Origin of the sequence: Marinilactibacillus sp. 15R, assembly GCF_001895285.1 — a bacterium.
In the GTDB taxonomy this organism is placed as follows: domain Bacteria; phylum Bacillota; class Bacilli; order Lactobacillales; family Carnobacteriaceae_A; genus Marinilactibacillus; species Marinilactibacillus piezotolerans.
In genome coordinates this window covers 217,236-244,133 of sequence record NZ_CP017761.1, presented here as the reverse complement: position 1 = coordinate 244,133, position 26,898 = coordinate 217,236, and the positions used below count along the sequence as shown (strand labels likewise).

26 protein-coding genes are annotated in these 26,898 nt (G+C 35.5%); 11 read left to right on the top strand and 15 right to left on the bottom strand.

Annotated features, from left to right (window positions below; genetic code table 11):
- Positions 1 to 59 precede the first annotated feature (59 nt).
- Positions 60 to 1,055: an LLM class flavin-dependent oxidoreductase gene (locus tag BKP56_RS01085; protein ID WP_072693344.1), complete on the top strand. Its 996-nt coding sequence runs from the start codon at positions 60 to 62 to the stop codon at positions 1,053 to 1,055.
- A gap of 33 nt (positions 1,056 to 1,088) precedes the next feature.
- Complete coding sequence (locus tag BKP56_RS01080; RefSeq protein WP_425434179.1) at positions 1,089 to 1,751, top strand: endonuclease III domain-containing protein; 663 nt, start codon at positions 1,089 to 1,091, stop codon at positions 1,749 to 1,751.
- Positions 1,752 to 2,061: 310 nt separating this feature from the next.
- On the opposite strand, the gene BKP56_RS01075 is transcribed toward BKP56_RS01080, so the two are convergent.
- The 5 genes from BKP56_RS01075 to BKP56_RS01055 form a co-directional block, all read right to left on the bottom strand.
- The gene (locus BKP56_RS01075) at positions 2,062 to 2,649 is read right to left on the bottom strand and encodes a general stress protein (protein WP_072693343.1); all 588 of its coding nucleotides are present in this window, start codon (positions 2,647 to 2,649) and stop codon (positions 2,062 to 2,064) included.
- 214 nt (positions 2,650 to 2,863) lie between these two features.
- Positions 2,864 to 3,322 (bottom strand): hypothetical protein, encoded by a 459-nt coding sequence (locus tag BKP56_RS01070; protein WP_072693342.1) that lies wholly within the window; start codon positions 3,320 to 3,322, stop codon positions 2,864 to 2,866.
- Between the two features lie 254 nt (positions 3,323 to 3,576).
- Positions 3,577 to 4,776, bottom strand: coding sequence for an NAD(P)/FAD-dependent oxidoreductase (locus tag BKP56_RS01065; protein ID WP_072693341.1), 1,200 nt, complete (start codon positions 4,774 to 4,776; stop codon positions 3,577 to 3,579).
- A 43-nt stretch (positions 4,777 to 4,819) separates the two neighbouring features.
- Positions 4,820 to 5,620, bottom strand: coding sequence for an SDR family NAD(P)-dependent oxidoreductase (locus BKP56_RS01060; RefSeq protein ID WP_072693340.1), 801 nt, complete (start codon positions 5,618 to 5,620; stop codon positions 4,820 to 4,822).
- Between the two features lie 182 nt (positions 5,621 to 5,802).
- Positions 5,803 to 6,303 (bottom strand): hypothetical protein, encoded by a 501-nt coding sequence (locus BKP56_RS01055; protein ID WP_072693339.1) that lies wholly within the window; start codon positions 6,301 to 6,303, stop codon positions 5,803 to 5,805.
- 216 nt (positions 6,304 to 6,519) lie between these two features.
- On the opposite strand from BKP56_RS01055, the gene BKP56_RS01050 reads away from it, so the two are divergent.
- Positions 6,520 to 7,035 carry a cupin domain-containing protein gene (locus BKP56_RS01050; protein WP_072693338.1) on the top strand — a complete coding sequence of 172 codons (516 nt, stop codon included), beginning with the start codon at positions 6,520 to 6,522 and terminating at the stop codon, positions 7,033 to 7,035.
- Positions 7,036 to 7,077: 42 nt separating this feature from the next.
- Here the strand turns inward: BKP56_RS01050 and BKP56_RS01045 are convergent, their stop codons facing one another.
- From BKP56_RS01045 to BKP56_RS01035, 3 genes are all read right to left on the bottom strand, one after another.
- Complete coding sequence (locus BKP56_RS01045; protein WP_072693337.1) at positions 7,078 to 8,226, bottom strand: M20 family metallopeptidase; 1,149 nt, start codon at positions 8,224 to 8,226, stop codon at positions 7,078 to 7,080.
- A gap of 295 nt (positions 8,227 to 8,521) precedes the next feature.
- Positions 8,522 to 10,531 (bottom strand): type I pullulanase, encoded by a 2,010-nt coding sequence (gene pulA, locus BKP56_RS01040; protein WP_232226913.1) that lies wholly within the window; start codon positions 10,529 to 10,531, stop codon positions 8,522 to 8,524.
- Positions 10,532 to 10,880: 349 nt separating this feature from the next.
- Positions 10,881 to 11,537, bottom strand: coding sequence for a metal-dependent transcriptional regulator (locus tag BKP56_RS01035; protein ID WP_072693335.1), 657 nt, complete (start codon positions 11,535 to 11,537; stop codon positions 10,881 to 10,883).
- A gap of 319 nt (positions 11,538 to 11,856) precedes the next feature.
- On the opposite strand from BKP56_RS01035, the gene BKP56_RS01030 reads away from it, so the two are divergent.
- Genes BKP56_RS01030 through BKP56_RS01015 form a run of 4 tightly spaced genes read left to right on the top strand, consistent with a single transcriptional unit; the run spans position 11,857 to position 15,435 of the window.
- On the top strand, positions 11,857 to 12,807 hold the full coding sequence (locus BKP56_RS01030; RefSeq protein ID WP_072693334.1) for a metal ABC transporter solute-binding protein, Zn/Mn family: 951 nt from the start codon (positions 11,857 to 11,859) through the stop codon (positions 12,805 to 12,807).
- A gap of 38 nt (positions 12,808 to 12,845) precedes the next feature.
- A complete protein-coding gene (locus tag BKP56_RS01025) occupies positions 12,846 to 13,601 on the top strand; it encodes a metal ABC transporter ATP-binding protein (protein ID WP_072693333.1) in 756 nt (251 codons plus the stop codon).
- Positions 13,601 to 14,530 carry a metal ABC transporter permease gene (locus tag BKP56_RS01020; RefSeq protein ID WP_072693332.1) on the top strand — a complete coding sequence of 310 codons (930 nt, stop codon included), beginning with the start codon at positions 13,601 to 13,603 and terminating at the stop codon, positions 14,528 to 14,530. Before BKP56_RS01025 ends, BKP56_RS01020 begins: the two co-directional genes overlap by 1 nt.
- Positions 14,527 to 15,435, top strand: coding sequence for a metal ABC transporter permease (locus BKP56_RS01015; RefSeq protein ID WP_072693331.1), 909 nt, complete (start codon positions 14,527 to 14,529; stop codon positions 15,433 to 15,435). The genes BKP56_RS01020 and BKP56_RS01015 overlap by 4 nt, the downstream gene beginning before the upstream one ends.
- Positions 15,436 to 15,489: 54 nt before the next feature.
- Here the strand turns inward: BKP56_RS01015 and BKP56_RS01010 are convergent, their stop codons facing one another.
- The 3 genes from BKP56_RS01010 to BKP56_RS01000 all read right to left on the bottom strand — a co-directional run bounded on the left by BKP56_RS01010 (position 15,490) and on the right by BKP56_RS01000 (position 20,217).
- Positions 15,490 to 16,470, bottom strand: a complete 981-nt coding sequence (locus tag BKP56_RS01010; RefSeq protein ID WP_072693330.1) for a LacI family DNA-binding transcriptional regulator — start codon at positions 16,468 to 16,470, stop codon at positions 15,490 to 15,492.
- Between the two features lie 102 nt (positions 16,471 to 16,572).
- Positions 16,573 to 18,633, bottom strand: a complete 2,061-nt coding sequence (gene ppk1 / locus BKP56_RS01005) for a polyphosphate kinase 1 (RefSeq protein WP_072693329.1) — start codon at positions 18,631 to 18,633, stop codon at positions 16,573 to 16,575.
- Between the two features lie 33 nt (positions 18,634 to 18,666).
- The gene (locus BKP56_RS01000; RefSeq protein ID WP_072693328.1) at positions 18,667 to 20,217 is read right to left on the bottom strand and encodes a Ppx/GppA family phosphatase; all 1,551 of its coding nucleotides are present in this window, start codon (positions 20,215 to 20,217) and stop codon (positions 18,667 to 18,669) included.
- Positions 20,218 to 20,530: 313 nt separating this feature from the next.
- Between BKP56_RS01000 and BKP56_RS00995 the strand changes: the two genes are divergently transcribed.
- The 4 genes from BKP56_RS00995 (at position 20,531) to BKP56_RS00980 (ending at position 24,557) form a co-directional block, all read left to right on the top strand.
- A complete protein-coding gene (locus BKP56_RS00995) occupies positions 20,531 to 21,673 on the top strand; it encodes a 3D domain-containing protein (RefSeq protein WP_072695891.1) in 1,143 nt (380 codons plus the stop codon).
- Positions 21,674 to 21,898: 225 nt separating this feature from the next.
- A complete protein-coding gene (locus BKP56_RS00990; protein WP_072693327.1) occupies positions 21,899 to 22,153 on the top strand; it encodes a hypothetical protein in 255 nt (84 codons plus the stop codon).
- A 31-nt stretch (positions 22,154 to 22,184) separates the two neighbouring features.
- The gene (gene uvrC, locus BKP56_RS00985; protein ID WP_072693326.1) at positions 22,185 to 23,972 is read left to right on the top strand and encodes an excinuclease ABC subunit UvrC; all 1,788 of its coding nucleotides are present in this window, start codon (positions 22,185 to 22,187) and stop codon (positions 23,970 to 23,972) included.
- Positions 23,973 to 23,996: 24 nt separating this feature from the next.
- Positions 23,997 to 24,557, top strand: a complete 561-nt coding sequence (locus BKP56_RS00980) for a GNAT family N-acetyltransferase (protein ID WP_072693325.1) — start codon at positions 23,997 to 23,999, stop codon at positions 24,555 to 24,557.
- 42 nt (positions 24,558 to 24,599) lie between these two features.
- On the opposite strand, the gene BKP56_RS00975 is transcribed toward BKP56_RS00980, so the two are convergent.
- The 4 genes from BKP56_RS00975 to thiD form a co-directional block, all read right to left on the bottom strand.
- Complete coding sequence (locus BKP56_RS00975) at positions 24,600 to 24,944, bottom strand: iron-sulfur cluster biosynthesis family protein (protein ID WP_072693324.1); 345 nt, start codon at positions 24,942 to 24,944, stop codon at positions 24,600 to 24,602.
- Between the two features lie 69 nt (positions 24,945 to 25,013).
- The gene (locus BKP56_RS00970) at positions 25,014 to 25,574 is read right to left on the bottom strand and encodes an LURP-one-related/scramblase family protein (protein WP_072693323.1); all 561 of its coding nucleotides are present in this window, start codon (positions 25,572 to 25,574) and stop codon (positions 25,014 to 25,016) included.
- 161 nt (positions 25,575 to 25,735) lie between these two features.
- Positions 25,736 to 25,903 carry a YvrJ family protein gene (locus tag BKP56_RS00965; protein WP_143744922.1) on the bottom strand — a complete coding sequence of 56 codons (168 nt, stop codon included), beginning with the start codon at positions 25,901 to 25,903 and terminating at the stop codon, positions 25,736 to 25,738.
- Positions 25,904 to 26,035: 132 nt separating this feature from the next.
- Positions 26,036 to 26,863: a bifunctional hydroxymethylpyrimidine kinase/phosphomethylpyrimidine kinase gene (gene thiD / locus BKP56_RS00960; RefSeq protein ID WP_083540427.1), complete on the bottom strand. Its 828-nt coding sequence runs from the start codon at positions 26,861 to 26,863 to the stop codon at positions 26,036 to 26,038.
- Positions 26,864 to 26,898: the final 35 nt, after the last annotated feature.

The following is a 26,898-nucleotide window of genomic DNA, read 5'->3' as shown; positions in this document are numbered from 1 at the left end:
AATAATAGGTCTTACAATGATATACTAAAAGTAAGTAAAAGGGAAGGTTGTTATATATAATGAGATTAAGTGTATTAGATCAAGCACCGATTACGAGAGGAAACTCTCCCCAAGGCGCTCTGGAAAAAGCGGTAGAATTAGCACAAGTAACTGAAGAATTAGGATATTATCGTATGTGGATGGCCGAGCATCATGGTAGTGATGCTTTTGCAAGTTCCGCTCCAGAAATTATTACCGCATATATTGCTGCAAAAACAAAAAACATTCGTCTAGGAACAGGCGGAACAATGATGATGCACTATTCTCCATTGAAGATGGCAGAAGTATTCAAAACCTTGAGTGCACTAGCACCTGGTCGTATCGATTATGGTGTTGGACGTGCACCTGGTGGAGATCAGCGATCTATATATGCATTGTCGCAAGGGAATAATCCTGACTTTGATCATTTATATGAAAAACTTGATGTGGCTTTAAAGCTAATAAAAGACGAAGTACCTGAAGAAACATTATATAAACATACAATTGCGACTCCAAGAAAAGTAACTTTACCGGAAGCTTGGCTACTAGGATCAAGTGGAAATAGTGCAATCGAAGCTGGGCAAAGAGGGATAGGCTATTCATTTGCACAATTCTTCATGTTAAACGCTATGCGAAAAGAAATATTTGAATTATATCGGTACCACTTTAAACCTTCTGAATTTTTAGAAAAGCCAGAAATTAATGTAGCGTATTTAGTTACTGTTGCAGAAACTAAGGAAGAAGCTGAATTTCAAGCTAAACCTCAAGATATCGCGCGTATTCATCTTGCTCAAGGAAGGATGAGTCAGTTGAGAACACCAGAGCAGGCGAGAGACTACAAGTTATCTGAAGAAGAAATAATAGGAATTCAAAGAAATCGTCAGATTCATTTGGTAGGAACGGCTAAAGAAGTCGCCGACAAGTTAAGAGAAGATGCTGAAGTATATGGTTTTCAAGAAGCTATGATCTGTAGTATTGCGCATTCTCAAGAGCAGCGCTTAAATACGTACCGCTTGCTAGCAAAAGAGATGTTATAAAAGTCGATGAAATAGAACTGAGGATCAATTATTTTGCAGATAAACCAAGAAAAACTTAATAGAGAAAAAATTCATGTCTTGAATAAACTGGTTTCACATTATGGCATTCAAAATTGGTGGTCCGACGAGAATCGGATAAAAGACTGGGTCTCTATGATTTTGATTCAACAGACGACTCAACAGAATGTTTATAAAGCACTATTCAATTTGGAGCCCTATCTGACTGTTAGACAGTTACATGAAATGGATGAAGAGACACTACAAGCGTTGATTCGACCAGCAGGATTTTATAAACAGAAAAGCCAGTATATAAAAGCGCTGATGCAGTGGTTTATTGATCATGGTGAACGTTTTGATAAATTTGATAAGTATACAAACAAAGAACTGAGAATCGAGTTGCTGTCAATCAAAGGGGTAGGTCCGGAAACGGCAGATGCGATGATGCTATATCTCTTTGAGCGGAAAGTCTTTATAGGAGATCAATATGCGATTCGCTTATTTAAACGATTAGGCTTTGGAGAATATAAAAGTTTGGAACATATGCGCAGGGAATTCAATCATTTAGCAGAAATGGTTCCACTTGAACTTTGTAAAGAATGGCATGCAGCAGTTGATGTACATGGGAAAGCTTATCGTTTGAGTAAAAATCTGGATGAATCCTGGCTATTGCCATCTGATAAGCAAGGGACAAATTAAAGTAGATAGTGAGCGTTTGACAGTGAATTTTGTAAATTTCTTTCTTCTCTCTTGAAATATCAAATTAAATACACTACGTGAACTACTCACCACTTAGCTAAATTTAATGATTCTTACCGCTTGAACTGACGCTTCCTGGAACTCACGCATATTTGACTGAGCATTTCTTAACAAGTCAGCATAACGTATTTACCTCAACCTATAAAAATGGGGCGACTTCTGCCTAGAATATATTAAATTATATACTCAATACCAAAAAGCTGAAGAAAGCAGATATCTGCTTCCTTCAGCTTTTTTTAGAATCAAATGTTTAATGTTTGTCAGTATCTTTTGAATTGTGAGCCGGATCAGTTGGATCAATTCCAGGATCATCTGTAGGATCTGGAGCTGGCTCAACTGAATTATCTGCGTTAGAATCAACTACTGTATCTGATCCGGGATTAATGGGATCGACAATTGGTTGATTGACAGTGTTCGGTGCAATTGGGTCCCCGGTTGGTGGAGTAACAGGAGCATTTGTATTTGCAGGATTGTCGTTTGTACTTACATTGGAGTTGTCATCTACTAGAATAACGACATTATCATTTTGAATATCGTCTCTATAGTCATTTAATAGAGTGTTTTCAGAATCTGAAGTTAGATTTGAAGAATCAGAGCCTGAATTATTAGAATCACCAGTGAAGACATCTTTGATTTTATCCATCATTGATTCATCTTCTTCATGACTGGAATCATTTCCGTAGACTTTAGTATGAACATCGGTTGACAATTTAGCATTTGTAGCCTGGTTACTTGCCATAGTAATGGCACTTCTATCGTACCCTTGAGATAGTAAAGCCTCTACTGCACGATTTGCATCTTCTGCTGTTAAATAGCTTCCTTCAACATATTTACTCATAACTAATTTCCTCCTATTAATCTTTTGCAATAATGGATTACAATGTAAGTATATTGAGCATCCTAAATATATACAAATTATACGCTTGAATATATTTAGTCAGAATGTAGGATTTCAAAAATATAACATAAAAAGTTACGCTAAAACCTGAGTAAAAGAAAAATCATTCAGATAAAAAGCCACAGCATATTTAGTTCTTGCTGTGGCTTATCTTTTATAATTGTCTGTCTGTTAAATCATTATGATCATCTACTGGGATTCCACCAGGATTATCATCGTCATCTCCAACTGGAACATTGCCAGGGGTACTATTATCACTTAATGGATTATCTTTGGTAACATTCGAATCTAATTTTGGGTTAGGAGCAGGATCTTCCGCCGGACTATCTGCCTCATAATTTGCCGAACCAGTTTTCTGTTCATCATTGATACTCGAATCCTCTTCTACTAATGCAACAAGATTTCCTTTTTCAATATCACTTTGATAACTTTTCAGTGCTTCATGAGAGGTGTCGGTTGTAACGTTTACACTAACGTCTGAAAGTTCTTTCTTTTTGTTTTGATTTGTTACTAATAGAATATCTTCTTTAGAATATCCTCTAGTTACTAAAGCGTTGATAGCTTGAACAGCGTCTTGAAGGGAAGGATAGCTTCCTTCTACAAATTTTCCCATAAATAATTCCTCCTGTTTGGTTTGGAAATTTTTGGTTCAGATTGTTTATCGAGTTGTTCTGGCCGCAAGCTGAGATAACTATTTTCTATTTGAATATAGTTTAGTTATTTCAGGCAATTATCCTTTAAAAATTCTACTTACACTCCATAGTATATAAACCATAAATTTGATTTACAATTGATATGATTCTAAGTCAAGCTGATGCGATAAAAAACGATACTAACATTTAGCTAGTATCGTTTAATAGGGTTTTATTAATTTTCTTTGTTGCGAATAGCACCTTTTAACTCTTCAGAAGACACAGGTGGATTATCAATCAAGTTACGTACTTGATCGAGATCTGGTTCAATGTTCCAGGTTAAAATCCCGACTGGTTTGTCATCTTTCAGATAATAAACGACTTTTCCACCATCTACTTCATCAATAAGTAGATCTAATGATGGATCAAGTGTACCGATTGCTTTCCAGGAAATATCAAAGACCATAGAGTAGAAGTAAGGAGTATAATTATAAGGTTCTTTAAGACCGGCCATAACTTTACCCACTGCTGTACCAGAATTTCTGGCATGATCCACATGTTCGATACGTTGTCTTCCCAAAATCGGATCCGGGTAAGAAGCGATATCTCCAGCAGCATAAATATCTGGATCTGATGTACGCAGATATTCATTTACTATTACCCCGTCATCAACTTCAAGTCCAGCATCTTTTGCTAGATCTAAAACTGGAGATACACCTAATCCAAGTATGATAGAGTCCGCTTCCACAGTCGTACCAGTATTTAAATGCAGAAGGAATTTGTCTGCTTCTTTAGTATATCGTTCAGCACGGGTTTCATTAATCATTTCTATGCCATGATTTTTATAAGTCTGTTCATATTCTTTTGCAATTTCTTCTGGGAAACGGTTGTCGCCTAATATCTTCTGAGGATAGATAAGGGTTACTTTTGTATTGTTCAGTGCTAAATTAGCCGCTAATTCAGTACCGATGTAACTTCCGCCGACAACAGCGATCTGCTGATTTTCGCCGGATAAGTTACGTAGCTTAAGGTAATCTTGATAAGATCTGAAAGCATAAACTTTATCGTCTTTCGGTCCTTCGATAGTTTGCGGTTCACCACCCGTAACAATGAGTAATTTCTTATAGTTTATAGTATCGCCTTTGTTGGTTGTGACAGTATGAGCTTCACGATTAATTGAGACCACTTCTGTCTCTAACATAAGTGCTGCCTGGTGATCTTCACTCACATCATAAAAGATTTGATCTTCTGTAAAAGAATCGTCTGTCCATAATTTTTTAGATAGTGCGGGTCTTTCATAAGGTTTATCTACATCAGCAGATATGATACCGATTGTGCCGGCTTTATCTTCTTCACGGATTCCAGCTACGGCGTTACCTGCAGCAATTCCACCACCAATGATTAAATAATCAAGATACATTTGTTCATTATTCATATACAAATCTCCTTAGTTGGTTTGACTTTAGTTTTATTTAGATTTATTGAATCGTTGCAACAGAACCACCATCGACTCTGTAGTTGGCACCATTAACAAATGAAGCTTTATCAGAGCATAAGAAAGAAATCACTGCTGCAACTTCTTCAGCTTGTCCACGACGTTTAAGTTCTATATGCGGCCTTTTCTCATCTAGGAATGTTTCAACTGCCTTGTCGAAGGAAACATCCATTTCTTTGGAACGCTTTTCCATCATTTCGTCAGTCATTGGTGTTTCAATAAAAGCTGGAGAGACAGTGTTAACGAGTAGCCCTTCCTTGGCATATGCACGAGATAAACCTTTGGAGAAGGAAAGCACACCAGCTTTTGCTGCATCGTAAGGCAGTTCATCAGCATAAGGTTGCACAGCATTCTCGGAAGATAAATATACAATACGACCCCAGCCACCACTTCTTAAATCAGATAGAAATTCTCTTGTGACACGAACAGGTCCCAGAAGATCAACTTCAAGAGTTTCTACCCATCCATCGTCTTCGATTTCATGAAATTCTCCTTGAGCACCTGAAGTGCCAGCATTTTGTACAAGAATATCAATTTTTCCAACATTATCTTTGATTTGTTGATGTAATTTCTTTAAGCTTTCAGTATTTCTTATATCTGCAGGATAAGAATAAACTTTACCTTCCTGTTGCAATTTTTCTGCTGTTTCAGCTAGTTTATCTTCTTCTATATCAGTTAGAATGACTGTAGCGCCTTCAGCAAGTAGTTGTTTGGCAGTAGCTTTTCCAATTCCTGAATCAGAGCCAGTAATTAATGCGATCTTTCCTTTTATTCCTAAATCCATGTCTTACGCCTCCAGTGTTATTTTTGAATATTTTATAATAAAACGTACCTTGTTACTTTAAAGAGTACTATTTGATTACCAAAAGTTCAATTAATCAGCTTATAGAGTAACTTTTATTAATAAAAAAGCCAACTCATTTCATATAGAAATAAGTTGGCGTATAGAATTAAGTTATAATGAAATCAGGTAAATTGTACGTAAAGATCCAATCCATATGGTTCAAATCCTTCGATTACCTCTTGAGACGCTGAAGAGTACTCTTTATAGTAGCCACCAGTTACATAAGCATAGGCAGTGAGTAAATAGGTTTCATAGTAATGAGCAAATTCTTTACTGATTAACTCAGGGATTTTCCCAAGTTCTATACCTTCTACATTAATAATGTAATGATTATCGGAATCTACAAGTAGATTGACATTGACTGTTGTAATGGCATCATATTTATAGACGCGTTTTGATAATGGACCGAAGTCAGCATCTACTTTTCCAGTGTAAAAGTTTTTAAAAGGATCTTCTTTAACCATTTTATTTATGATTGATTCCATGAGGTGTCTATCTTGAGTTAAGTCGTTAGCTGTAAACTTAGTTTCATATTGGATTTTCTGTGATTTTGTTTCAGTACATTTTTTCAGTTTAGTTGTTGCAGGCTGCTTTTTTGATTTAAAAAAATTGCAAATTTTCATCAGTTCACCTTCCTGAGATAGAGGCGTTTACATGTTGTGTCTTATACTTTTTTTAGTTTAAATTGTTATAAGTTTGTTTACTTATAGAATACGAAATCGAGGGATAAATGTCAATTTCAAAAGGATAAATTTTTATAAAGTTAATAAATCATTATTTTTGAAATCAAGAGCAAAGAGTGAGAGAATAATCGAAAGAAATAGAGAGGAGTCTAATCAATGATCGAGCAAATATTATTGAAAGAAGATCAACCTTATCCGAATAGTATGTTGCCGGTCTTATTTTATCCAGGAGCATTCAGAGAAATTTTAGAGACGGATGAGCCCGCTCAGAATGGGATCGATTTATTTGAAGAGCATGGATACGCTAATGCATGGGTAGATGGAATTTTTCCATATCATCATTTTCATTCTAATACACATGAAGTACTGGCTTGTATCTCTGGAGAAGCTTCCGTTCAATTAGGTGGATCAAATGGAAAAATCATCAAATTTACAACAGGAGATGTAGTTTTACTGCCGGCCGGTACTGCTCATAAAAGAGTTAAAGCTTCCAAGGACTTTAAAATTATCGGGGCTTATCCAGATGGAAAAAATTACAACACATATAGATCTGAAGATGTTACTTCAGATGAGCAATATCAACGCTTAAAACAAGAAATAAAGAATGTTCCAGTACCAACTTTAGATCCAGTTCAGAGTAAAGGTGGAGCAGTTAAAAAATACTGGTATTAGAGAAAGCAAAACCCCTTCACTATAAAAGTGATGGGGTTTATTTTATGATTTGAAAGAGGGAATATTATTCAAAGCTTTTAATGTGTTGATAAGAAGCATGCCTTTTGTTTCAAGGCTCTCCAAAAGCAAGAATTCAGTATCCTGATGAGCATTGCCACCGATTGGGCCTAATCCATCAATCGTTGGAATACCTAAGTTTCCAGTGAAATTTCCATCCGATCCACCACCGCTATAAATCGGTTCTAATTCTAAATTTAATTTTATGCCTTCTTTTCGGATTAAATCAAATAGTTTCATAGAAGCAGTATCTGCTTTCCATGCAGGACGTGTGATGCCCCCAGTTAATTTAATTTGGGTTCCTTCAATGTCAGAATAGCTCAAGATTTCTCTGACTGAATGGTCTAACCATTCGCCCTGTGCTTGAGTTTCAAATCGTATATCGATTTTACATTCAGCATTGGGAGCAATGGTGTTAGGAGAGGTACCACCAGATATTACACCTACATTGACATTGACTCCATCATGATGGTTTAGTTCATGTAATTTAATAATTTTATGGCCTAATTCTCCGATTGCGCTGATTCCTTTTTCAGGAGCTGCTCCAGCGTGAGAAGATTTTCCTTTTATAGACAAATAATACTTTCCACCTCCCTTACGACTGGTCGTAAGTTGTTTTCCACGAGCAGGCTCAATAATTAATACCGCTTTTGCTTTGGCAGCATATTTTTCAATGTAGTGACGAGAAGTAATTGAACCAATTTCTTCGTCAGAGTTTAGGAGGATAGCAACTTTTTTATATACTGGATGATTTTCCTGAATTAAAGATTTTAAAGTATAAAGTGCTTGGACTTGACTTGCTTTCATATCAAATACACCGGGACCTTTTGCAATTTGATCATCAGTGATAGTAAAGGGACGTGCTGCTGCAGTACCATCAGGGAAAACAGTATCCATATGAGCAATGATTAAAATATCAGGATCGACAGCTTGCTGATGAGTTATATATAAATGATTTCCATTTTGTATTTCTTGCAGAATCTCTATATTAAATCCCAGTTGCTTATATTCTTCTATTAAAATGTTTCCAACAGCATCACAGCCATCTTTGTTGAAAGATCCACTATCCTGATTAACAATTTTTTTCAATAAAGTCAGTATGTCTGTTTTTTCATCTTGGAATATGTTTTTCATTGAAATCATCCTCTAATATAATTATAATTGTTCTCTCATTTTTATAGTTTACCTTTTATTTAGCCTACGCGCAAATACAGTTTCCATTAAGAACTAGTTGTGACCGGAGGCAATACAATAGATCTACTAAACAAATGACCAGAGAGAAGTAATTAGGTAAAAAATAAAAAACACCGGAACCCTTTTAAAAAGGACTCCGATGTGATGAACTGTTCTGTTATCTTGTTGAGTTAGTTCTAATATATCCTGATTTTTAAAAGTCTAAGTTGTCATTATCTTTTTTTCTTAAACTTGTCTATTCTGAAACAAAAATCAGAACTTCTCTAGGGTTGATCAATAATTCATGACCGACTTGTACACCTAAGGAATCTAGACCAGCTGTGTGACGGTTTGCAATAATAGTCCATTCTTCTGGCATTGGGAGAGTAGAATGTAATTCGATCATTTCAGTAGTCCAGCTTGTATTCATGATCACAGCCATTTGTTTCCATGTTGGATTTTCTTCAATAATATTTGGAATTGTATAAGCTAGAATATTTTCTCTCAGCTCTGTAAAATGTACTTTCTCTGCAGTCTGATTTGTCTGATCTCTTAGAGGCGGGTAAGCATTTCTGATTTTGATCATTCCTTTATAATAGTCAACTAAATCTTTGTTTTCTTGTGTTTTAGACCAGTCTAGTCTGTTGATTTCTATAGACGAGTTATAACTATTGTCATCTCCAAATTTTGTTCGGGCAAACTCTTCACCAGCTTGCATAAATATTCCGCCCTGAGCAGTCATTAATAAAGCAGCACTCAACTTATTGACTTGGATAAGTTCTTCGTCCCGTTCGTAAGCATCTTGATTTTTGAGAGACTGGACTAATTTATCGTATAAAGGTAAATTATCATGTGCAGATGCATAATTAATAATTTGAGATGGATTTTTTGCCCAATTTTTTCCATCAGGAAGTCTAAAGTCACCGACTTCCACTTGAGTATTTGCTAGAAGGCCACCGATAATATCTCCGTTCATAAAAGCACTATCCTCAAAACCATTAGCTCCTTGCAGAAATCCTCCTTTGTGTGCATCAAATACAGGACCTTTTATCGAATCACGGAACTCATCATTAAAGACGGCAATTCCTTCTGCCAGCTCTCCTAAATGATATTTATCAGCTGGAACATTTGGTTCATAAATTTCTACACTACCAGCATTCCAAGGTTCACCATATAAAATGATATCTTCCATGCCCGCATCATTGAATGCCTGACGTATATGGTTCATCGTTTCTACATCATGTAATCCCATCAGATCAAAACGAAATCCATCTACATGATATTCTTTTGCCCAGTAAAGCAAAGAATCAATCATATATTTTCGCATCATTTTTCGTTCACTTGCTGTTTCATTTCCACAACCTGATCCGTTTGTCAATTCACCTTGATCATTATGGCGGTAGTAATAATCGGGAACAGTCCTAGTAAAGCAAGAAGAATCATAAGCATGCGTATGATTATAGACAACATCCAAAACCACACCGATATTCTGGTTATGCAAACTTTGGACCATTTGCTTAAATTCTCTGATGCGGACAGCCGGCTCATTAGGATCAGTAGAATATTTACCTTCAGGAACCATATAGTTTTTGGGATCATATCCCCAGTTGTATTGTGTGCCTTGTTCGTCGTTTTCAAAATCAAATGCTGGAAGCAGATGAACATAATTGATTCCAAGGTCACTTAAGTAACGGATTCCTGTAGAAATCTCAGAAGAAGAATCCCCATTTAAAAATGTATTATTTTCTGTAAAAGCTAGATATTTTCCTCTGTATTTCTGAGAAAACCCACCATTTTCATGACTTGAAAAGTCCTCGACATGTGTTTCCCATATAACAGCGTCAGTGATTGAAGTTTGTCTGACAGGTATATCATTATTCCAATCAGCTGGATCAGTACTTTCTAGATGAATGATTGCAGAACGATTACCGTTTATTCCAACTGCTTTGCTATAAATATCGGGGGTTTCTGTTTCTGTTCCATCAAAATGCAAAAGGCGATAAGTATAAAAGAGACCGTTTAGATTTCGGTCAATTGCCACTTGCCAAATATTATTTTCTTGAGTCATTTCAATTTGTTCGATTAAGGAATCATCAGTTTCATTTCCTGTCTCATACAAATTTAATATAACTTGTTTAGCAAGAGGAGACCAGATCTTGAACAAGGAAGTTTGTTCTGAGTATGTTAGTCCTAATTGTTCGCTTTCACAAGCGTGTTCCTCTAAGTAATTGATTTTTTCTTGTATTGAATCAAATGTCTTTTCCAACTGATTTCCTCCGTTGATTTGTAATGGATTTTTTCTTAAAGATAGAAAAAATTGAATAGATATTCTTGACTGATTAAAGCCAAATCAAATCGTATATATTACTACTATAGCAATCTTGGAAAAGAATAGCTTGTATAAAGAGTTGAATTTAGTATAAATAAAGAAACAAATGTATGTGAAAAGTTAGCTGATTATTTAGAAATAAAGCACGCTTTTATGCTGGATTTAGAAGAGCAGCTGGAGAAATCAGAAAGAGAGAGTAAATTTATATAGTAACTAGAAAAATTTGGTTATGTAACAAAAAGGAAGTTTCATCATCATGAAACTTCCTTTTATAAATTAAAATAAGTTAGTTCAGAATTTCTTTCACTAAAATTTTGAAGGCAGCCTTATGACTGATAATCGTTTTACTTCCTTCAGGAGTTTCTAACGTTAATGGACCTTCGTAGGCCTCAATATTTTTTAAAGTATACTGTTTGCCTAATTGAACATCTTTATGAAGAAGATATTCCAGAAATTCTTGCTGGTCATCGACTTCTTTGATAATAAGCGGTGTTCCAACTTTAACGTCGACAAGCGGAATATGATCAACTTTCTGCGTTGTTCCATCTTTATTCGGTATGACACCGCCATGGGGATCGAACTTGGGCTCCCCTAAAAATAAATCTAAGCGTTCAATTAAGGAATCAGAGGAAACATGTTCCAGTAAATCAGCATCTGCATGCACTTCATTCCAATCATAACCTAATTTTTCAGATAAGAAAACTTCCCATAAGCGATGTTTGCGAATCAATTTATTAGCGATTCTCAAGCCTTCTTCAGTTAGTTTGACTCCTTGATAGGGAGTATGTGTTAATAGATTCTCTTTCAGCAATCTGCCATTCATTTCAGTTACAGAGGCAGCTGAGACAGATAGGGCTTTAACTAGGCCTTTGTTGCTTACGACATTTTGTTCGCCGCCTAGTTCGTAGATAGCTTTGATATAGTCTTCTTTATTTGGTGTCATGGATGTTACTCCTTATACAGTCTTTGTTTAATCAATAAGCGCGATACAATTCTAGATAATAAATGATTCAGGTATACTATAAATCGGTCGCAGAAATTATATTTTATATTTTTTATAGTTCTATCGCAAGGAGATAAAACTACTAAGCACGATCATTATAACGCACTAAGGTCAAAACAAACAAATATCTTTTCAAATTTCTGTGCCTTTAAAGAGACGATAAAAAAATCCATTATTATATAGTTGACTTAAATTTATTTTTAGGATATGTTAAAAATAATTAAAAGTGAATTTTATATTAGAGAGAGTGCAGATAACTATGAAAAAGATATTAGGTTTAATCATTTTCTGTGGAGTATTAATATTACCAGCATGTTCGAATATAAACAGAACAGACTCAGGAGTTTTTGATACTTCTGATAAAGAAGAGCCAATCAATATTGTAGCTACAACCACTATGATCACTGACCTAGTCAATAATATTGGTGGTGACCATGTTCAAGTTACAGGTCTGATGGGACCAGGAGTAGATCCTCATACTTACAAACCTTCAGCTTCAGATGTTTATACGCTTGATGAAGCTGACATGATTGTCTATAACGGTCTTCACCTGGAAGCTCAATTTATCGAGATGTTCGAACAGTTTTCAAAGCGTGGAGTACCATCGACTGTGATTGCTGAAGGTATACCTGAAAATCAGTATTTAAAAGTTGGAGGGGAAGACAGTTCAGAATTTGATCCTCATATTTGGTTTAGCGTGAACAATTGGATTGATGCATCCAGGTATGTGGCAAATCAACTGAAATTACATGATCCAAAGCATGCAGCTGACTATGAAGAAAATGTTCAAACCTATATCGCTCAGCTGGCAAGTTTATCTGAATATATCAAAGATCGAATTGAAGAAGTACCTGAGGAATCTCGCTATCTTGTGACTGCACATGATGCCTTTCAATATTTTGGAAGAGAGTTCAACTTTGAAGTAGTCGGACTGCAAGGGGTCAATACTCAAACAGAAGCTGGTACAGGAGATATCAGCGGACTGGCCGAATTCATTGCTGAACAGAAAATTGGAGCGGTTTTTGTGGAAAGTTCAGTTTCGTCCAGAAATATTGAAGCATTGATAGAAGCGGTCAATAGCCGAGGTCAAAAATTAGAGAATGCTGGAGAGTTATATTCTGATGCTCTAGGCGATAGAGAACAAGATGCAGACACGTATATTAAAATGTATAAAGCAAATATCGATACTATTGTGAATGCGCTGAAATAAAATATAAAGTTAAGCAGGAAGAAAGAAGGTAACCTAAGATGGAAGAACAAAAAGCAATTGATATTCATCAACTTACAGTAGCTTACGATGCAAAACCTGTTTTATGGAATACCTCAGTAGCTTTCAAAAAAGGAAAATTAACCGCTATTGTAGGACCTAATGGAGCAGGTAAATCTACACTTATCAAAACAATATTGGATTTTATTAAACCAGTTACAGGACAGATTGAATATTTTGTAGGCAAACAGTCATCAGAATATAAAGAGATTAAGAATCATATTGCTTATGTACCGCAAAATAGTACAGTAGACTGGGATTTTCCTGCTACGGTACTGGATGTAGTGCTGATGGGACGTTATGGTCATTTGGGATGGTTTAAACGTCCAAGGAAAAAAGACAAAGATATAGCAAAAGAAATGTTAGTTAAAGTGGGTATGCCTTCTTTTTCTAATAGACAGATCAGCCAGTTGTCTGGAGGACAGCGACAACGAGTTTTTCTAGCCCGAGCACTGGCTCAGGAAGCAGAAATTTATATGCTTGACGAACCATTAGCTGGAGTAGACATGAAAACAGAGCATATTATTATGGACTTGTTAAAAGAGTTGACAAAGAAGAATAAAACGGTCATCGTCGTTCATCATGACTTGCAGACAGTCGAAGAGTATTTTGATGAAGTTATTTTTATCAATCAGGAAGTATTAAATAGCGGACCTGTCTCATCAGTATTCACAAAAGCTAATATAGAAGAAACATATCGACAAGATCGTAACCTTGGAGAAGAGGAGGATACGTAATGTGGGATCAGATTACTTTATTGTTTAAGGACTACACTTTTCAAATAGTGGCATTGGGAACAGGTTTTTTAGGCTTGTTAAGTGGAGCGATTGGTACGTATGCAACTTTAAAAAAGGAAAGCTTACTGGGAGATGCTTTGAGTCATTCGGCGCTTCCAGGAATTGGAATTGGTTTTTTAATTATTCAAAGTAAAGAACTGACAGGATTGTTAATTGGTGCAACGATTTCTGGATTAATTGCGACAGCGATCATTCAATTAATGAGTAAAAAGTCTTCCGTAAAATTCGATAGTGCTTTGTCATTAGTTTTATCCAGTTTTTTTGGATTGGGATTAGTCATCATGACCCATATACAAGGCAGTCCGAATGCACAACAAGCAGGACTGGATAGTTTTATTTTCGGCCAAGCAAGTGCAATGCTAGTACGGGATGTTCGTCTGATTGCTATTATCGGAACAATTATATTTTTATTAGTTATAGTTTTCTGGAAGGAATTTAAATTATTCGCCTTTGATTCAGATTTTGGGAGAACTCTTGGTTTTTCTGGTAAATTTATTGAGTTTCTAATGTCTACGATGATTGTACTGACGATTATTTTAGGACTGGAGTCGGTCGGGGTTATTCTGGTCAGTGCATTACTGATTGGACCTTCTGTTGCGGCTCGACAATGGTCTAATAAACTAGGTGTTGTTTTGCCGTTAGCAGGAGCTATAGGTTTTGTTTCGGGGATATCAGGCACAATAATCAGTTCTATAGGAAACAGAATTCCAACTGGACCGTCTATTGTTGTGGTACTCAGCATTTTCGTTATATTTAGTTTGTTTTTTTCGCCAGAAAGAGGAATGATAGTTAAACGGTCAATCCATAAAAAGCAGCAGAAAAATTTTATGAAACAGATTAAATCATTAGAAAAGGAGCATGGAAAATGACTATCATAACTGAAATCACATTGATTGCAGTCGTTGTTTCCATTGCCTGTGCACTTCCCGGGGTATTTCTAGTTTTGCGAGGGACAACAATGGTATCAGACGCGATCACACATACCGTATTACTTGGAATCGTCTTAGCCTTTTTCGTTACTCAAGATCTTAACTCACCATTTCTTATAGTAGGAGCAACCTTGATGGGTGTTTTTACAGTATGGGCAATAGAGACACTGCAACATACAAAGTTATTAGGAGATGATGCAGCGATTGGAGTAGTTTTTCCATTATTTTTCAGTATTGCTATCATTTTAATTACCCGCTATACCGGAGACATTCATTTAGATCAGGATACTGTTTTAATGGGTGAATTGGCATTTGCACCTTTTAGAAGACTGACAGTTTTTGGAATCGATATAGGCGCAAGAGCATTTGTGACTATGATGATTATTTTATTGGTCAATGCAGGATTTGTTGCTTTGTTCTATAAAGAGCTGAAAGTTACGACTTTTGATGCTGCTTTTGCAACAGCTGTAGGGTTTTCTCCAGTTCTTATCTATTATGGACTGATGACATTAGTCTCACTGACAGCTGTAGGGGCCTATGATTCAGTAGGGTCTATTCTTGTAGTGGGTTTCATGGTTGGTCCGGGACTGACGGCCTATCTTTTAACTCATCAGTTGAAGAAAATGATTGGACTAACGGTTTTGTTCGCTGCAGTAAATAGCATTATCGGAGTGCGTCTGGCATTTGCATTTGATAGTTCTATAGCAGGAATGATTGCTGTTGTTACCGGAATAGTCTGCTTATTGGCTTTTACTTTTTCGCCGAGAAAAGGACTGATCCAAAATTCATTGAACAGACGAAAAAGACAGAAAGAGTTTAATGAGAAAATAAAAAAAGTTTATTGACAGAAAAAGGGATCACTGAAGTTGTTAAACCAGTTCAGTGATCCCTTTTTCTAATTAGGGTGATTTATTAGTAGTCTCTCGTTCGATTAATTTGAATTCTAGATGAAATAAGGGATCATCTCTTTTTTCTAATACATTAAGTAATAGTCTGCAAGCATTCTTTCCTTGTTCAACGATGGCATAATCGATTGTTGTAATATTCATCAAATCACTAATTTGAAGATTATCAAACCCTACAATTGCGACATCTTCAGGTATGCTGTATCCCAGTATTTTCAGTCTGGAAACCACTATAGCCGCGATGGTATCAGAATGGGCTACAATTGCCTCCGGTTTAACTCTTTGCTTATGAAACCACTCTACAACATTTTCGGCCTGTTCAGTTCGTATGATATCTAAAAAAGGTTCTGCTGCATGTGGCGTCAGATCATGCTCTTGACAAAAATCTTCATAAGCTTTAATTCTTCTTTTTGTATTGAGACCGTTAGTAGAACTGTAAAGGTTGAGGATATTGCTGCGTCCAATACTCCAAAGATAATCTAGAGTCATCTTGTAACCTTGATAATGGTCAATAAAAACAGAAGGAATCGCTTTAGAATCTATACTATGGAGAGTTACGATCGGTCCATAAGTTGCGTATTCTTCTAAGATTTCCCAATCGTTTGCTCTATAGACTAAAAAGATGCCGTCAAGCTGTTTAGATTTTAGCATATCAAAAGCCTCGAGTTCTCGCTGTTTATTACCATTAGTGGCGAATAGAGTAGAAGTATAGCCAGCATCATGAGCAAGTTCAATGAAAGGGTTTATACGTGCAACAGCCGTTTCATTGAATTGGGTGCTTATAATACCAAGATTCTTTGTAGTACCTCTTCGTAAGTATTGAGCATTACGGTTGGGAGTATAGTTTAGTTCTTTTACAGCTTGTTCAACTTTAGTACGAGTTTCTTCCCCTACATAGCCATTTGAATTGATTACCCGAGAAACAGTAGCTGAAGAGACACCGGCAAGTTTGGCAATATCTTGAATTGTGGGCACTCTAACACCTCCTTTGTTTTACTATTATAACAGAATTCAAAAAGCATTATCGTGTATAAAAGAAGTGAGGCAGAATAAAATATTAGTTTTAGTATATAGGAGTTAAAAGTAATTTATTAACTGATGTTGAGAACTAATTGGTTTAGTGTTATTTGGAACTGCTTTAGTATATCTGCCATCAGCTCCTAGTATCCAGGCTTTTGTATTGTCATACATATATAGTTTTAGAATATTGATTACATATTTTTTCCATTTCTCTTCTATAATCGGAAATGCAAGTTCTACCCGTTTAATCATATTTCTGGTCATCATATCAGCTGAGGAAAGATAAAGTTCTTTATTTCCGTTTTGATAAAAATAATAAACGCGACTGTGTTCCAGGAAACGGCCAACAATACTGTGCACTTTTATATTTTCACTGACACCAGGTATGCCAGGAATTAAGCAGCAAATGCCTCTAATAATCAAATCAACTTTTACACCGGCTTGGCTCGCTTTAAATAGTTTGATAATCATCTTTTTATCAGTCAGAGAATTCATTTTTGCAATGATGTGGCCATTTCCATAATGCTTGTGTAAAGTAATCTCCTTTTCGATATTATCTATAAATGAATCTCTCATCTCAAATGGAGAGACATGTAAATAGTTGTAAATAGGCTGTTTTGAATACCCGCTTAAGTAATTAAAGAAATCTGCAACATCTTGTGTCAGTTTTTCATTAGTTGTAATAATACCCATATCTGTATACAGTCTTGCTGTTTGTTCATTATAATTTCCAGTACCCAAATGAGCATATCTTTTAAAGCCTCTATGATCTTTTTTTACGATTAAGGTAGCCTTGCTGTGAGTTTTCAAGTTTTTAATCCCGTAAAGGATATGTGCACCTGATTCCTCGAGCTCTTTGGCCCAGTGAACATTGTTAGCTTCATCAAATCGTGCCTTCAGTTCAACTAATACAGTAACTTGAATATCTTTTCTAGCAGCTTTTTTCAAGGCTTCGATAAATGGTGATTCGTCACTTACTCTATAGAGAGTCTGTTTAATGGCAATTGTATTAGGATCTTCTACTGCTTGTCTGACTAGATCGATTACAGGTTGAAAGGAATCAAAAGGATGATGCAGAAAAATATCTTGTTTTTCAGAAAGCTCATATACGGTTTGTTTGTTTAAAATGCTAGGATATTCAGGCGTAAATTTTTGAAACGATTCCGTTAGAAGAGTTGGCTTTAACTGTGAAGCGATATCGGATAGAACAGTTAGGTCAAGAGGACCGCTGATTTCATAAACATCACGTTTTAACAAGTCAAGTTCTTCCATTAAATAGGTAACATCCTCTTTAAATGTATAGGATGCTGTTCTGACATCAACCTCCAGTCGGACAGCTCTTCCATTCTTTCGTTTCAAAAGGTAATCTTCAATGACGGAAAGCAAGTCATCTGCCCCTTCTTCTTGAAGCTCTAAATCAGCATTTCGGGTGATACGGAAAGTAAAGGAGTACTCTACATTATAACCTGTAAATAACTCATTTAGAAATTTGAAGAGAATCTCTTCAGTGAATAAGATGATTTTTTTATCATTTTCTTCAAGAATATGGAATCTTTCTATAAGCAAAGGAACTGGTAATATTGCAATAAAAGGGCTGCCCGACTTTTTCAAACGCACAAACAAATGGATAACCCCATCGTTTAAATGAGGAAAAGGGCGATAAGCATCTACTCCGAAGGGTGTAATTGCTGGCTTAATATGTTTTCGGAAAATATCAGCAGTTTGATGAAGTTCCGATTCATTCAAATCTTCAATATGTTTGAATAGAATATTTTTTTCTGCTAGTTCTGCTAATTTCTGATTATATAAATCATATTGATAACGTACGATATCTTTATTTCTTTTTGAGATTTCTTCTAATTGTTTTTCTGGACTCCATTGTTTTTTTGTATCTGTTTCATCTACACCGAGTTTTAACTGATCTTGGAGACCGGCTACTCGAACTTTAAAAAATTCATCTGAATTTGAACTGCCGATAGAAAGAAAAGTTAATTTCTCAAGCAGAGGATTTGTTGAATCTTCTACTTCTGCTAGTACACGCTCGTTAAAGTCTAACCATGATAATTCTCTATTCTGATAATATTTTGGATTGTGTAAATCAATTGACTGATATTGCATGAAATTCCCTCCGAATAGCTTAGTCGATCAATTCTATTTTGATTCACTTTTAAATATAATATGGACGTTACCGCCGAGAACGCGTTCCAAGTGATTCTTATGTTTATTAGCACGATATTTTTCTGAAACGACATCTCCATTATAAGTTACCGTTATTTCAAATTCGTCTTCTGAATTTTTTATTCTAGTTAATTTGATATTTGTAACCATATTGACATGGGAATCATTTAGTGCTTCTGCAAACTTTATAATACTTCCCAAATGAAGCAGGGTTTCAGTTTCTTCTTCACTGAACCAATTCTCTACAGTCTTAATATACTGATTAAATAGAGAGCGGTTTTTATAGCTTGCCATTAAAGCTAAACGAACTCGGTCTTTATGACTAAACCCTTGAAGATTACTATTAGAAATAATATAAAACGTATGCTGAGATTTTGAGTCATCTTCAACATAGCTTCCGAGATTATAAAGAGATGCAGCATAATGGACAAGAATCAGATGGTCTTCATCTATGGAAATAATATTTTTTTCTTGTAAAAGGTTCAATAAGTGATCTGCAAGCAAAATTCGCTGGTGGGCTCCTATAGCCCTTATATTGTATCGTTTCGACATTCTTTCTATTGTTTGTCGTTTGACTCCGTACAAATCATATGGCGTGTTCTTTGTCCTGTTTATATAATCAATTATCAAGCCTTCTCGTAGTCCGCGAGTACTTAGAGCAAATTCGGAAGAATCCATATAGTGAAATAGCTGAACAAAAACTATACCTGCCGGAATAATGATATCTTTACGATCTTCACTCAATCCATCGAGTTTAGAAAGTTCTTTCATAGAACTTTCTGCTAACAATTGAAAAGTATGCACTAGTTCTGATTCTTTCATAGTATATTCATGGATACCTGCAATTGGATAATTAGTTTGACGCTGGAAAACGTCGGCAATATTACGGGCAGAACCTCCGATACCGATCAGAGGTACTTTAACTCCGGAAAGCCAGTCTAATGCAGAAAGCTGCTCTAGTACCCATTCTCCAGCTTTTTCAATTGCCTTTTTATCATTATGTTCTTTTCCATCAAAAAATTGTGCTTTTAAACTGACAACACCAAACGGGAAACTATGAGAATTCACAACTTGTTTATCTTTAAATAGTGTTAACTCGGTACTCCCACCACCAATATCGATCGTGACACCATCGCTTAATCCCATTGTATGGCGTACTGCATAGTTTCCAAAGAAAGCTTCCTCTTCTTCATTGAGTATTTTCAGATCTAAATCTGTTTTTTCTTTTACAAGTCTTAATATATCTTGCGCATTTTTAGAACGGCGAATAGCAGCAGTTGCGACAGAAATCATTGTTTCAATGTGATAACGACTAGCGATCTCTGTAAAGCTTTCCAGGGCTTCAAGTAAAACGGCAACTCCTTCTTTTTTCATTATTTGATCTTTATCCAGGTACTGTACTAGTCTGGCTGGAGTTTTAATATTCTGTAATTCTGTAATGGTCTGACTGGTATCTATTTCAAATATAACCAGTCTTATGGTATTTGAACCAACGTCAATTAATCCTATTCTCTGATTAGGCATTATGCAGTCTCCTTTTATACAGATTGAATTCTTTACTTTTATATCATACTTGAAAGAAAGGGGAAATGTCGAAAACAATGGACAAATATTACAAAAACATTACATTAGAATCTATATAGATAAAATTCAGTCATATCATGACAAAATCAGAGCTCCTTAGATAAAAATGAATTCTAACTAAAAATGTTTTGTAATAAATTGTAAGAAACTAGAAATGTACAGCCCAGATATTATATGTATAATAGCAAAGCAATACACATTCATAACATATTTATATTGAAATCTATTAAGGAAAGGGTTGTTCTTAAAAGCCATGAAGAAATGGATAACAGGATTTGCTGTACTCATACTAGGAGTCGTTAACATATTTAGTGCTCAAGTTGCTTCAGCTGATTCATTGGATGACATTCGTCAGCAGCAAGAACAAAAACAAGAAGCGATCGATTCACTGCAAGCTAAGGTCGCTAATGCACTGGAAGAAACGAGTGCAATGAATGAAAAAATTGAAGCTCTAAATTCAGAAATTTCTGATACAGAAGTAAACATCGAAAATAAAGAAGTAGAGATCACAGAACAAGAACAAATTGTAGAAGCTAGATTGGAACAAGCTAGTCAGAGATTACAAGCACTACAAACGAATGGAATGGATAATGATATCATTATGGCCATTTTTGAAGCTGAAGATTTCTCCGAGCTATTCAGTCGTACATTAGCAGTGCTGCAATTAACTGATGCAGGGAATCAGTTAATCGAAGAAGCACAAGCAGAAGCTGATAAATTAGCAGAATTAAAAGAAGAACTGGTTACTGAAAAAGAAAGTTTGAAATCAGATCTTGCATTAGTTTCAGAAGAAAAAGCTGATTATGATGAAAAAGTTTCTTCTTTACAGGCTTTAATAAAAGAAAATCAAGCTGAATTAACTCAGCTGGAAACAAGAGAAGCAGACGAAACAGCTCGTATTGAAGAAGCTCGTAAAGCGGCACGTGCAGAAGCAATCAAAGCAGCTGAAGAACAACGTGCAGCAAACGAAGCAGTTGTCTCAACTTCTTCTAGCCCTGATAATTCTTCCACTGTAGAAGCGGCAGAAACAAGTAATGAAACTAAGCAGTCAGGAAAAACTGAAACAGCTGAACAAACTTCCAAACCAGCCCAAAGTAATTCAAATGCAAGTGGACGTACAGTTCAAGTAAGTGCAACAGGGTATTCCACTCAACAAGCAAACTTAAGTACACAGACTGCGACTGGAATTGATTTACGAGTTAATCCGAGAGTTATTGCAGTAGATCCTTCAGTTATTCCATTAGGATCAACAGTTGAAATTCCTGGAAAAGGTATTTATATTGCTGGAGACACAGGTGGAGCAATAAAAGGAAATAAAATTGATATTCACTTCTCTACAGTGTCGGAAGCATATGCATGGGGAAGAAAAACAATAACAGTTAAAATTCTTAATTAATCAGTGTTAAATGAATCATATGGAGCGATTGCAAATATAAGCGATCGCTTCTTTTTTTTGTTAGATGATGAGGAAAAAGATAGAAAATTAAGTCAGTCTATAAACAGATGCTAACTTTCTATACCTGACAAATGTTCCCATTTTTGGTAGAATATTCCTATTGATTTAAATAAATAATGATAAATTTAAAAAATACAGAGAAAAACAAACAGAATTGAGGGAAAAATGTCTAATAATGATATGGAATTTTTTACCGGAAAAGATGAAGACGCATTTTTGTCAGCTTGGCAAAAACAGTATGGTGACTTATCAGAAGAAGAAATCGATGAGTTATACACAAAAATTGCAGAAGAAATTGATCGTGAAGTAAAAGCTGGAGAACATGAGCTTGGAGATGTGTTTGAATACATTGGAATCAAAGTGGGCAAATCTGATTATAATCAGTTTCACCAAGTATATTTGTTTGAAGAAGAAAAATAAACAATCGTAATGTAAAAAGGGGGGTATTTCTTTGTCTATAGAATTGATTGATAATAAACTGAGTTTGCTTCCTGATCTGCCAGGTTGTTATATCATGAAAGATAAAAATGATCGTATAATTTATATTGGAAAAGCAAAGAATCTTAAAAATCGTGTACGATCTTATTTTAGAGGATCACACGACGGGAAAACTGCCCGTCTTGTTCAGGATATAAGAAATTTTGAAACCATAGTCACCGGATCAGATAAAGAAGCCCTTTTATTAGAAGTAACTCTGATTCAGAAACATCAGCCGAAATATAACATTCGTTTGAAGAGAGGAACTAGTTACCCTTATCTAAAAATAACTAATGAAAAAGATCCTAAATTAGTTATTACATCTGAAGTTGTAAAAGATGGTGCTCAATATTTTGGGCCATATCCAGATGTATACGCTGCATCAGAAACACAGCAGCTGATCCAGAAAATTTATCCTCTTAGAAAGTGTAACGGTTATCAGAAAAGAGCATGTTTATATTATCATATCGGTCAATGTATTGGGCCGTGTGATCACGAGGTACCGAAAGAAGAATATGATAAGCAGATTCGTAAAATTCGAAGCTTTTTAAATGGAAATGTTCATGATATCAAGCGAGATCTTAAACGAAAAATGGATGATGCTGCTAAAGAAATGAACTATGAAAGTGCTGCAGAATTTCGCGATCAGATTGCTTATATCGAAAAAACTGTAGAAAAACAGTCGATTATCTCAAATAGTTTTATGCCTCGGGATTTTTTCAATTATTATATGGATAAAGGATGGATTTCAATTCAAGTTTTCTTCGTCCGTCAAGCGACTCTTATTAAAAGAGAAGCGACAATGTTTCCATGTTATGATCCGCCAGAAGAAGAACTGATGAGTTTTATCCTACAGTATTATAATAATAAAAATAATATTCTTCCTAGTGAAATCTATGTGCCTGATACAGTTGACAAAGAAGTTCTGGCAGAAGCAGTTGAAGCCAAAGTAGTCAATCCTAAGAAAGGCAGAAAAAAAGAATTACTAGATTTAACAGGAAAAAATAGTGAACTCGCTTTAAAAGAAAAATTCCGATTAATTGAAATGAACCAGCGTAAAACCACCGGAGCTATAGAAGAGCTTTCTGAAGCAATGGGCTTACCTTACATCGAAAGGATAGAATCCTTTGACCATTCGAATATTCAGGGAACCAATCCTGTTTCTGCAATGATTTCTTTCAAAGATGGCAAACCGGACAAGAATAATTATCGTAAATATAAGATTAAAACAGTTATTGGAAGCAATGAAGCGGCTACTACCCAAGAAGTAATTAGAAGACGATATAGTCGTCTTTTAAAAGAAGGAAAGCCATTACCTGATCTCATCTTGATGGATGGAGGGAAAGTTCAAGTAAATGCTGCTGTAGATGTTCTGGTTAATGAACTTTCTTTAGATATTCCCGTTGCAGGAATGGTAAAAGATAAAAAACATCGTACGGCTAGTTTAATATTTGGAGAAAGTCTTGAAATAGTTGTGTTGGACCCTCGTAGTCAAGCATTTCATCTTGTACAGCGAATACAGGAAGAAGTTCATAGATTCGCTATCACATTTCACCGTAATGTACGCAGCAAAAATAGTTTTACCTCTAAGTTGGATGAAGTGGAAGGTGTAGGACCGAAAACCAAAACAAAAGTATTAAGACATTTCAAATCAATGAAACGTTTGAAAGATGCTGATATAGAAGAAATTAAAAAATTAGGAATTTCTGAAAAAGTAGCAGTACGGATAAAAGAGACACTTGCTGAATATCAATCAAGTTAATCTAGGTAGAGAGTAGGAAGTACAGTGATTCGCGACGCAGAAGCAAAAGATGTAGAAGATATCGTAGAATTATTCAAAATCATTTTAGAGGACCTAGACTTATCTATTTTACAAAGCACCTCTTGGAACCAGCTAAAGTCAGCTTTAATGGAAGCAGCAGTCAATATTGAATACCGCTATTCTTATAAGAATGCGATCGTTAAAGAAATAGATAAAAAAATTGTTGGTTTTAGTTATGGATATCGTGGAGAAATAAATAAAAGAGCAGATGAAGTTCTTTTAGAAGTATTGACTAAACATAATTTACCACATTTTGTGATTTTTAATGAGGATGAAACAGAAGCTGGAGAATGGTATTTAGATTCTTTAGCAGTAGATGAATCACTTAGAGGAAGAGGAATTGGGAAAGAATTACTACATGCAGTTTATAAGAAAGCAAAGTCTTTGGGGATAAATAAAGTTGGATTAAATGTAAATCAGTCAAACCATAAAGCCCTCAGACTATATGAAAACGAAGGATTTCATGAAACAAGAGAAGTTGAATTATCGGGTCACCTTTATACGCATATGCAAAAGTTAGTTTAAAAAAGATCACCTAGGGAATAATCCTTAGGTGATCTTTTTTAATTATAAGCTTTTACTCAGACTATTGACCACACGTAAATTATCAACCATCATACCTGAACGGCCTTTTAGTTGTAGTGTATTCATCTTTTCCTGATAATCTATAAAAGGGTCATCATCTAAATGTTCTGCTTTTGCTGGATCGATATAAACGGTACCTAAAGGAGATTCTAATGCATTTAATGATTCACTGATCTTATTTGAAATCCTTAGTTCGAATACTCCTTTAATACTACAAGCGTAAGATCCTTGAAAATTTTCATTATAGTAAAGTTCAATTTTACCAGAATGATTTTCCAGGATGTTAGTGATTCTCTTTTGCGCGCGAGGCGTCATTCCAAGTTCCATATAAACACGTCCTTATTTGTGAAGTTAGCTTATTCTCTCATAAATAGGTGAAATGAGCAAAGTGGTTGATCATTTCGAAGATTTAGAAAAAATAAAAGAATGCATAAAACTTAAGCTGTATTTTTCTTTTTTATATTGCTGCCAGATACTGTCTTTTTCTGAAGAGTAGTGGTCAATAATGACTGCTAATACACAACAAACTGGAGCATATTCTTCTTTTTCAATTTCAAGTGCATAGAAATCTCCCTGAAAAGAGTAGTGTTTTTCTACACGCATAATAACTTCGGCGTGATGTCTGACAACATACTGCTGTTCAACAAAGTTCCCTGAAATAAACCAGTTTAAATTGCTGAAAAGGTAATAGGGCTGTTTTAATCCTTGGAATCCAGGAATTTTTTTAACTGTACCTAATTTTTGATTATCCACATAAAAGTCAAACTTAGGGAAAATAGATAATACAGTTTGTTTGGCTTCTACTAAGCGATCACCATTCATTGCATACAATGAAAGAGCATCACGAGCCCTTCCCCATTTTCCTACAATCAGATACGTATCTTTCCCAGAAGGTGTTTTAACGATCATACGATTCTGCATAGACATATACGCATTGTTTATATATAGACGAACCATTACTTTCACCTCTTAGTTCGTAAAGTCAAACTTGTTTAATCGGTTTTCTATATTATAACACCCAAAATAAAAATGTCGAACTGCATAAAAAAGAGTATGTTACTAAAAAAGCATAGACAACATATTAAAAAGCCGAAACAAGATGTGTTTCGGCTGAGATACTATTGTTTTTTTTGCGACAGTACAGCGGTCAGTTGATTGACTGCTTGTACAACCGCATTCAACTTTGCTTCCATGCGGTAAAGTAGAAAGAGCGAGATAAATATTGGAAAACCCACATTCTCGATCATTTCAATTACAGCACCAAAGACAGCGGCGCTTTGTTCCATTACACCTATCCTTTCCATTACCCCTTACTAATAATGACGATTGAAAAGAAAAAAATGTAACCCGGTTAGGAAAAAACGAATACATCTGATTGAGCGATGTACTCGTTTTGAAGTCTATAAAGTATTAAGAAATCAGATCCCTTTATTTTGCTCTAGACGATAACCACTATGGAAAACAGAGCCGACAAACTGATTATATTCAAAACCATTTTTGATTGCTGCAGTTACAAAGTCTTTTGCTTTGAGCACTGCCTCTTTAGGCTCTAATCCTTGAGCTAAGCCAGAAGTGATCGCAGCAGCAAATGTACAACCGGCACCATGATTTGTTGCACTCTCAATTTTGTCTACTTCAAGAACAGTAAAGTCTGAACCATCATAAAACAAATCGATAGCTTTATTGCCTTCTAGTGCTTTTCCACCTTTTACGACTACATACTGAGCCCCTTTTTGGTGAATTAATTTAGCAGCCTCTTTCATATCATCAAGTGTTTTTAATGTTCCCAAACCAGATAACTGGCCGGCTTCAAATAAATTAGGAGTAGTGATTGTTGCAAGAGGAACAAGTAAATCTCTCAACGCTTCAGCATTTTCCGGGTTCAATACTTCTGTTTCGCCTTTACAGACCATTACTGGATCCACTACTAAATTTGTTAATTTTTTATCTTTGATTGTTTCAGCAATAACTTCAATCACCGGAACATTAGGAAGCATGCCTGTTTTGAAGGCATCGATTTTTGGTCCTGCAGTTGCAGTAACAAGCTGGTCTTTTACAATTTGTGCATCGATAGGAGTCACACCGTGGCTCCAGTTGTTATTAGGATCCATAGTAGCGATAACTGTTAACGCAGCAATTCCATAAGTTCCAAATTCTGCGAAAGTTTTTAGATCGGCTCCAATGCCAGCACCACCGCTGGCATCATTGCCTGCAATCGTTAAAGTGATTTTTGGTTGAGTCACAATTCATTCCTCCAATTAAATAATAGGGTTTACTCTTT

Coding starts and splice junctions, on each gene's coding strand:
- BKP56_RS00995 (WP_072695891.1), top strand. CDS start 20,531: ATGAAGAAATGGATAACAGGATTTGCTGTACTCATACTAGGAGTCGTT.
- BKP56_RS01050 (WP_072693338.1), top strand. CDS start 6,520: ATGATCGAGCAAATATTATTGAAAGAAGATCAACCTTATCCGAATAGT.
- BKP56_RS01070 (WP_072693342.1), bottom strand. CDS start 3,322: ATGGGAAAATTTGTAGAAGGAAGCTATCCTTCCCTTCAAGACGCTGTT.
- BKP56_RS00975 (WP_072693324.1), bottom strand. CDS start 24,944: ATGGAACTTGGAATGACGCCTCGCGCGCAAAAGAGAATCACTAACATC.
- BKP56_RS01015 (WP_072693331.1), top strand. CDS start 14,527: ATGACTATCATAACTGAAATCACATTGATTGCAGTCGTTGTTTCCATT.
- BKP56_RS01065 (WP_072693341.1), bottom strand. CDS start 4,776: ATGAATAATGAACAAATGTATCTTGATTATTTAATCATTGGTGGTGGA.
- BKP56_RS01060 (WP_072693340.1), bottom strand. CDS start 5,620: ATGGATTTAGGAATAAAAGGAAAGATCGCATTAATTACTGGCTCTGAT.
- ppk1 (WP_072693329.1), bottom strand. CDS start 18,633: ATGCAATATCAGTCAATTGATTTACACAATCCAAAATATTATCAGAAT.
- BKP56_RS01030 (WP_072693334.1), top strand. CDS start 11,857: ATGAAAAAGATATTAGGTTTAATCATTTTCTGTGGAGTATTAATATTA.
- BKP56_RS01045 (WP_072693337.1), bottom strand. CDS start 8,226: ATGAAAAACATATTCCAAGATGAAAAAACAGACATACTGACTTTATTG.
- BKP56_RS01035 (WP_072693335.1), bottom strand. CDS start 11,537: ATGACACCAAATAAAGAAGACTATATCAAAGCTATCTACGAACTAGGC.
- BKP56_RS01075 (WP_072693343.1), bottom strand. CDS start 2,649: ATGAGTAAATATGTTGAAGGAAGCTATTTAACAGCAGAAGATGCAAAT.
- BKP56_RS00965 (WP_143744922.1), bottom strand. CDS start 25,903: ATGGAACAAAGCGCCGCTGTCTTTGGTGCTGTAATTGAAATGATCGAG.
- BKP56_RS00990 (WP_072693327.1), top strand. CDS start 21,899: ATGTCTAATAATGATATGGAATTTTTTACCGGAAAAGATGAAGACGCA.
- BKP56_RS01085 (WP_072693344.1), top strand. CDS start 60: ATGAGATTAAGTGTATTAGATCAAGCACCGATTACGAGAGGAAACTCT.
- BKP56_RS01000 (WP_072693328.1), bottom strand. CDS start 20,217: ATGCCTAATCAGAGAATAGGATTAATTGACGTTGGTTCAAATACCATA.
- BKP56_RS01025 (WP_072693333.1), top strand. CDS start 12,846: ATGGAAGAACAAAAAGCAATTGATATTCATCAACTTACAGTAGCTTAC.
- BKP56_RS01020 (WP_072693332.1), top strand. CDS start 13,601: ATGTGGGATCAGATTACTTTATTGTTTAAGGACTACACTTTTCAAATA.
- BKP56_RS00970 (WP_072693323.1), bottom strand. CDS start 25,574: ATGGTTCGTCTATATATAAACAATGCGTATATGTCTATGCAGAATCGT.
- BKP56_RS01055 (WP_072693339.1), bottom strand. CDS start 6,303: ATGAAAATTTGCAATTTTTTTAAATCAAAAAAGCAGCCTGCAACAACT.